The sequence below is a fragment of the Thalassovita sp. genome (assembly GCF_034670005.1).
GTDB lineage: Bacteria > Pseudomonadota > Alphaproteobacteria > Rhodobacterales > Rhodobacteraceae > Thalassobius.
The window spans coordinates 788,404-796,335 of the sequence record NZ_JAXMOH010000001.1; the positions used below are offsets into that span (position 1 = coordinate 788,404).

Annotated in this window: 1 protein-coding gene and 1 pseudogene; both read left to right on the plus strand. The window is 59.7% G+C overall.

Annotated elements, in window-relative coordinates:
• The first annotated feature begins 98 nt into the window (after window positions 1-98).
• Window positions 99-1,259 (plus strand): acetylornithine deacetylase, encoded by a 1,161-nt coding sequence (gene argE / locus VOI23_RS03895; RefSeq protein ID WP_323781804.1) that lies wholly within the window; start codon window positions 99-101, stop codon window positions 1,257-1,259.
• A 231-nt stretch (window positions 1,260-1,490) separates the two neighbouring features.
• Window positions 1,491-7,932 (plus strand): annotated as a pseudogene (locus tag VOI23_RS03900) (hypothetical protein); the annotation flags it as partial.

Below are 7,932 nucleotides of genomic sequence, written 5' to 3' on the forward strand. Positions count from 1 at the left end.
GACTTGACGACCCCTCCCTAGAGCGCGTTCAGTGTGAAAACGACCCGGCGACAGGCTGGGACGTTTTCACATATTTGTACCCGATCAGGATCCTTGGTTTGTCCCAGACCCTTGAAAAGACTCTTGCCATTCTCGACGACCTGTTGCGCTTTGACACCCTGTCGGGGCGGTCCAATCTGGATATCATCGGATATATCCATAATTATCTCAGCCAGCACGGCGTTGAAGCCGAGTTTGGCTTTGACGGGTCTGGTCTGCGGGCCAACATGTTTGCCACTATCGGTCCGCAGGTGGATGGCGGGGTCGCGTTGTCCGGCCACACCGACGTGGTCCCGGTGGAAGGCCAGGACTGGTCCCGGCCAGCGTTTGAACTGACCCGGGACGCCGGGCGGGCATACGGTCGGGGTGCGGTTGACATGAAGGGGTTCCTGGCCTGTGCGCTGGCCATGGTGCCGCATTTTGCCCAAGCGCCGCTCAAACGTCCGATCCATCTGGCCTTTTCCTATGACGAAGAACCGGGTTCCATCGGGGCGCCCGATCTGGCGCGGCAGATCGTTGCGACGGGGATGAAACCGGCGGCGATCATCGTTGGTGAACCCACCGAAATGAAGGTGATCGCAGGTCACAAAGGCGGCTTTGAGCGCAGCACAAGGTTTACCGGCGTCGCCGGACATTCTTCGAACCCGTCCCGTGGAGTCAGCGCGATTCATTACGCGGCCCGTTTCATCGGTTTCCTGGAACAGCTGGGGGCGGAATGTGCCGCGAATCCGCTGCCGGGAAGCCCGTTTCAACCGCCCTTTCACACCATAAACGTGGGCACGATCAGCGGCGGTGCCGGGCGCAGCATCATCGCCGAAGATTGCGAAATTGATTGGGAATTGCGCGTCACGCCGCCCGCTGATGGTGCTGCGGAAATGCAGCGTATCGAATCCTTTCTTGACGGGCTTCAGGATGAAATGCGGGGCTTGTTTCCGCAGGCTTCGATCAGTACCGAAACAGTTTCGAATTATCCCGGCCTCCGGGCCGACCCGTCCTCGACGGCACTGGATCTGGTGCGACAGGTCAGCGGTGAAAACGACTTCACCACCGCGCCTTTCGGGACCGATGCGGGATGTTTCGATCGAGAGGGCCTGCCCAGCGTCGTTTTTGGCCCGGGCAGCATCAATCAGGCACATATACCGGACGAATATATCGAAATTTCCCAGATAGAAGCCTGCCTGGAATTCCTGCAAAAACTCTGCGCCCGGCAACGCAGGTGAATTCGACAGGGTTCAATTTCCGGGACAATTTTCACAGAGCCGTCATAATTTTCTGAAATTTCACTGCTTGAATACGTTGCAAAACCGACCTCAGACAAACAAAAAATTGTAAATATTTGAACGCAATAGTTGTTTGGTGGCGGAATATGTGCTGAGACTTTTGCATAACGCAAAAAATTCAGTTTTACCGATTAGTGTCGTGTGTGTTTCGGTGTCGTAGGGGACAGAATTATGAATAAAATGCCAGCATTTGCGGGCCGCATGGCCCATGTTGTGTTTTTCGTGGCGATCACGCTGCTCACATTTTTCGGCCAATCCGGCATCGGCAGAGCGGCCGGCCCTGCATCTGATGTAACGCTGTCCCTATCCTACGGCCCCTCGACGGTCGCCTTGTACGGCACCACGGTGGCGACCTACACGATCACCAACACCTCCTCGGTCAGTGTTGCGGATGATATTGCTTTCTCCGATACGCTGACAATTGGATTGGAAATCGCGGCAGCCCCCAATGCCACGACCACATGTTCCGGCCGTTCGGTTCCCCCGACCCTGACTGCCTCTGGCGGCGGTGGTACACTAAGCTTTTCCGGAGGTAGCCTGCCTGCGAATAATAGCTGTACTATCACGTTCAATATCAAAGGTTTAGCGGTTGGCAGTCATGTCAACACAACCAGCAGCCTGAGCTCCAGCCTCGGCTTTACGAGTGCGGCAAGTGCGACTCTGACCGTAGACTCGGCGCGCCCGATATTTAGCAAAGCGCTTTCCGCCACTTCGGTCAGCCCGAATGGCACCAGCACGATGACCTATACCATCGACAATACACCGTATGGCGGGGTCATTACGGGTGTAGGGTTCTCAGAAACGCTTCCGACCGGTGTACAGATCGCTTCGCCATCCAACACTGCAACGACCTGTACCGGGGGGTCACTTACTGGCGCAGCAGGGTCCAGTTCGATCAGCTTGGCGGGGGTGTTTTTCACGTCTGCGGTATCCTGCACCGTCACCGTCGATATTCAGGGCACTGACTCGGGCGATTATACGCTCACCTCCGGTCAGCTTGGTTCCAGTCTTGGGAATCTTGGCGTTGCATCTGCCAACCTGACCGTAGAAACGCCTTCGGCGTCCGCGCCGACCCTGACCAAGACGTTTTCGGGCGATCCGGTTGCTCCGGGCGGGACCGTCACGCTTGGCTTCAACCTCTATAATTCGAATGTCGATTTTGCCGCTGGCAGCATCGCGTTTACCGACGATCTTGATGCGATGCTGTCGGGGGCGACGCTGGTCAGCGATGTCACCGATCCCTGCGGGTCGGGATCGAGCATCAGCGGCGCAGGCACCGGAACGATCAGTTTTGCCGGCGGATCGCTGGCCTCCCGTACGAACTGCAATTTCAGCGTCACGGTTCAGATCCCTTCGGGAGCGGCCGGTGGCACCTATACCAACACTACATCGACCGTGTCCGCAACGGTAAACGGATCGCCTGTCACTTCGTCCGCTGCCTCTGATACGTTGCAGGTCTCCGACGGTGCTCCCTTGGAACTGGCTATGGTTTGGACTTCGGTCGATGCGGGCGATCCGACTACGGCAACTATTACGCTGACCAATTCGAACAGTACTTATGCGGCGTCAAGTGCAGCCTTCCGGCTTCGAGTTTCTGACCCGTTTCCCGAAGATCCTGGTGCAACTTTGCCGCCGTCGCCCGATAGCTGCGGCGGAACCATGTTTTACCAAACGGTTTCTGGTGTCCCTTATTACATCTACATCAATGGTGCCGTCGCTGCGAACAGTTCCTGTACCATCACCCTTAGTGGTCTTGTGGTGCCGTCCAGCACTGCGTCAGGCGTCTATACGCAGACGGCCGTTGAAAATTCCGCTACCATAAACGGCCAGACCCTGACCGGAAATGACGCGTCGGCGAACCTGACCGTAACCGCAGGTGCCTCGCCCTTGTCGATAACCAAATCCTTCGATCAAAGCGCTGCCGGGGTCGGCGACACGGTCGGGATGACACTGCGCCTGTCCAACAGTAGCGAAACTTCCAACGCGACCAACATTTCCTTTACCGACGACCTCGATACGTTCCACAGCGGCGCTACGCTGTCTTCGGTGGATAGCAATGGCTGTGGCGGATCGGTTAGCGGCGTGGGTACGGGGTCCCTCGGCTATTCCGGCGGGTCGGTTTCAACCGGGGCAAGCTGCGACGTCAAAGTCAGTATCACTCTGGGGACTGCAACCGGAGCCCAGACCAATACCACTTCGGATCTCACCGCATCACTTGGCGGTGGCAGCGCGGCAGTGCAAAATGGCACCGCTGCAAGCGCCAGCATCACGGTGAATACGACATCGCCAATCACGGCGAGTGTGGAATTTATTGATGATCCGGTCGTCGCGGGCGGCACCGTGACCGCACGTTATACCATCACCAACCCAAATTCCGCGCCACATTCAATAGCCGATATCGGTTTTACCCACGGCTACTCTTCAGTCCTGAGCGGTTTGGCGGCGACGGCGGTCACTCCGGCGACACTGCCGTGCGGGCCGATATCTTCGGCCGGCGGCACCGTAACGTTTCAACTTTCGTCGGGGGCTCTCGACCCCGGAGCCAGCTGTAGTTTCGATGTGACGCTGGCAGTGCCTGCGGGCGCGGCGGATGGCAGTTACCGGATACCGACCAGTGCAATCACGTATATTGCCGACTCCCCCCTATCGATCGAGAAGGTTGCCGATACGTTGATCGTCGGCGTGAGCGGCGAAGGTAGTGCCTCCCTCGAACTGACCAAATCCTTTGACAGTTCTTATGTTCTGGCTGGGGGCAGTGCGGGCCTGACGCTGACATTGAAAAACCTCGGTTCCGAGGCGGCGACGGGCATCACCTTTACCGACGACCTGTCGGGTTTCCTGAGCGGAACCACTTTTGGCACCGCGACCTCCAACACCTGTGGCGGCACTCTGACAGGCGAAAGCGGAACACTGCTGACTTTGGCCAGCGGGTCGCTGGCCTCCGGTGCTACCTGCAGCATCCAGATACCGGTCGATTTCGGGGCTGGCGTGGCACTTGGCACCTATACAAACACCACGTCGGATGTCGGCGGCACCACCGCGTCGGGCGCCGTGGGCGGCCCTGCCGACACTGCCAGTATCGAAGTCCGCTCGGCCTCGGTACCGACCTTCAGCAAATCGATCTCGCCCTCGACGGCCAACACCAACAGCTCGGTGGTGATGACCTACACCATTTCCAATCCGCCGGGCGGGATCACACGGACCAACCTGGCCTTCACCGATGATGTTGCGGACGATATCACCGGATCGGCGGCGACAGACCTGACGAAAACCGGTGTCTGTGGTGCCGGATCGTCCTTAAGCGGGACGAGCCTGATCACGTTTACGGGCGGTTCTCTGGCACCTGGGGCAAGTTGTACTTTCACCGCGACAGTGTCTATCGCTACCCCACTGCCGGGGATTTATTCCAGTAGCACCAGCAGCCTGACCGATAACGGACTTGTTGTCGCCGCGGGCGTTTCTGACACCGTGACGGTCAATCCCTTGCCGCCGACTTTCAGCAAGGTTTTCGCGCCCGACAGCATGGTGCAGGGCGATACCTCGACCCTGACCTTCACCATTGACGCGTCTACTATCATCGACAATGTGTCGGGGTTGAGCTTTACCGATAACCTGCCGACAGGGGTTGTGATGGCGGCGACGCCAAATGCCTCGACCACCTGCACCGGCGGGACGCTGACGGCGGCGTCTGGCGCGGGCACGATTTCCTATAGCGGCGGGACGGTTACCGCCGGTAGCACCTGTACGGTCTCGGTCGATGTGACCTCGGTTTCAATTGGCGTTTACGTGAACACCTCGGGTGTTTTGTCCAGCGACTTTGGCCCTGGCGGTACGGCCAGCGATACGTTGTCCGTTACTGCGGCCCCGATCCCGGGTTTTGCCAAGGCATTTTCACCCAGCAGCATCGCCGAGGGCGCGACGTCAACGCTGACTTTCAGTATCAACAATAGCACCGCCTTGATTCCGGCGACGTCACTGGATTTCACTGACAACCTTCCAGCCAGCATCACCGTGGCGTCGACCCCCAATGCCTCGACCACCTGTACTGGTGGGACGCTGACGGCAGCGTCTGGCGCAGGGTCGATTTCCTATAGCGGCGGCACGGTTTCGGCGGGCGGGACCTGTACGGTCTCGGTCGACGTTCTGGCAGTGTCGGGCACGAACGCGGCAAACACTTCTGGCGATCTGACATCTTCCCTGGGCAATAGTGGCACGGCCAGTGCGACGCTGTCGATCACACCGGCCCCGGCTCCGGGCTTCGCCAAGGCGTTTTCACCCAGCAGCATCGCCGAAGGCGCGACGTCGACGCTGACCTTCAGTATCGACAATACCGGGGCGCTGATCCCGGCGTCGTCGCTGTCCTTCACCGACAACCTTCCGGCCAGCATCACCGTGGCCACCGTGCCGAACGCCTCGACCACCTGTACTGGTGGGACGCTGACGGCGGCGTCTGGTGCGGGTTCGATTTCCTATAGCGGCGGCACGGTTTCTGCCGGTGGGACCTGTACGGTCTCGGTCGACGTTCTGGCGGTATCCGGCGTGGATGCCGCGAATACGTCCAGCGATCTGACCTCGTCGATCGGCAATAGTGGCACGGCCAGTGCGACGCTGTCGATCACACCGGCCCCGGCTCCGGGCTTCGCCAAGGCGTTTTCGCCCAGAAGCATCGCCGAAGGCGCGACCTCGACGTTGACCTTCAGCATCGACAATACCGGGGCGCTGATCCCGGCGTCGTCACTGGATTTCACCGATGCGCTGCCTGCCAGCATCACCGTGGCCACCGTGCCGAACGCCTCGACCACCTGTACTGGTGGGACGTTGACGGCGGTGTCTGGTGCGGGTTCGATTTCCTATAGCGGCGGCACGGTTTCGGCCGGTGGGACCTGTACGGTCTCGGTCGACGTTCTGGCAGTGTCGGGCACGAACGCGGCAAACACTTCTGGCGATCTGACATCTTCCCTGGGCAATAGCGGCACGGCAAACGCAACTCTGTCGATCACACCGGCCCCGGCTCCGGGCTTCGCCAAGGCATTTTCACCCAGCAGCATCGCCGAAGGCGCGACGTCGACGCTGACCTTCAGCATCGACAATACCGGGGCTCTGATCCCGGCGTCGTCGCTGTCCTTCACCGACAACCTTCCGGCCAGCATCACCGTGGCCACCGTGCCGAACGCCTCGACCACCTGTACTGGTGGGACGCTGACGGCGGCGTCTGGTGCGGGTTCGATTTCCTATAGCGGCGGCACGGTTTCTGCCGGTGGGACCTGTACGGTCTCGGTCGACGTTCTGGCGGTATCCGGCGTGGATGCGGCGAATACGTCCGGCGATCTGACCTCGTCGATCGGCAATAGCGGCACGGCCAGCGCGACGCTGTCGATCACACCGGCCCCGGTGCTGAGCGTTAGCAAGTCCTTCTCGCCCAGCACCATTACTCAGGGCAACACATCGACATTGACCATCAATGTCGAAAATACCTCACTGGTGGATGCCACTAATATCGATCTTAGCGACGCCTTCCCCACTGGTATGGAGGTCGCTAATCCCGCGTCGGTCACTGAAACCTGCAACGGCACCATCGCAGCGACGGCGGGGAACACCACCGTTAGCTATGACAATGGTTCTCTGGCTGCCGGTGAAAGCTGTTCGATCAGTGTCGATGTGACCTCTGTGACCCTTGGTGCGGCGGTGAATACCACCAGCGACATAACATCGTCTTTGGGCAATAGCGGAACGGCAAGCGCGACGCTGACCGTCAACGCACCGCCCGCCCCCGGGTTCACCAAGAACTTCAGCCCGGATCGCCTGTTCCAGGGTGACACTTCGGTCCTGACCTTCACCATCGACAACACGTCATCATATATCGATGCCACCGATTTGGCCTTCGTCGACAGCTTCCCAACGGGCATGACAATCGCAGCGACGCCGGATCTTTCCACGACCTGTACCGGAGCCGTCATCACGGCAACATCCGGCAGCGGCCAGATCGAGATGACAAGCGGAACCGTTGCGGCCGACAACAGTTGTACCGTGCAGGTTACCGTGGTTGCGATGACGGCCGGGTCTGCCGATAATGTTTCCGGTGATCTGACTTCGTCCTTAGGCAACAGCGGCACCGCGTCGGCGACTTTGAATGTTGTTACCCCCGGCGCGCCGGGCTTTGCCAAGGCGTTTGCGCCTGACAGCATCGTGCAGGGTGATGTTTCGACCCTGACCTTCACCATCGACAATAGCGGTGCGTTGGTTTCGGCCACGGCGCTGGATTTCAGCGACAGCTTCCCGTCTGGGATGACCGTGGCGGCGACGCCGAATGCGTCGAGCACTTGTACCGGTGGGACAGTGACAGCATCCGCAGGAACGTCTTCTGTTAGTTACAGTGGCGGCACCGTGGATGCGGGGGCAATCTGTGAAATCAGTGTCGATGTGACATCGGCAACCGTGGGCGATGCGGCCAACACAAGCGGTGATCTGACCTCGTCGCTGGGCAACAGCGGCACCGCGTCGGCCACGCTGAGCGTGACCGCGGCGGGGGCTCCGGGCTTTGCCAAGGCGTTTGCGCCTGACAGCATCGTGCAGGGCGACGTTTCGACCCTGACCTTCACCATCGACAATAGCG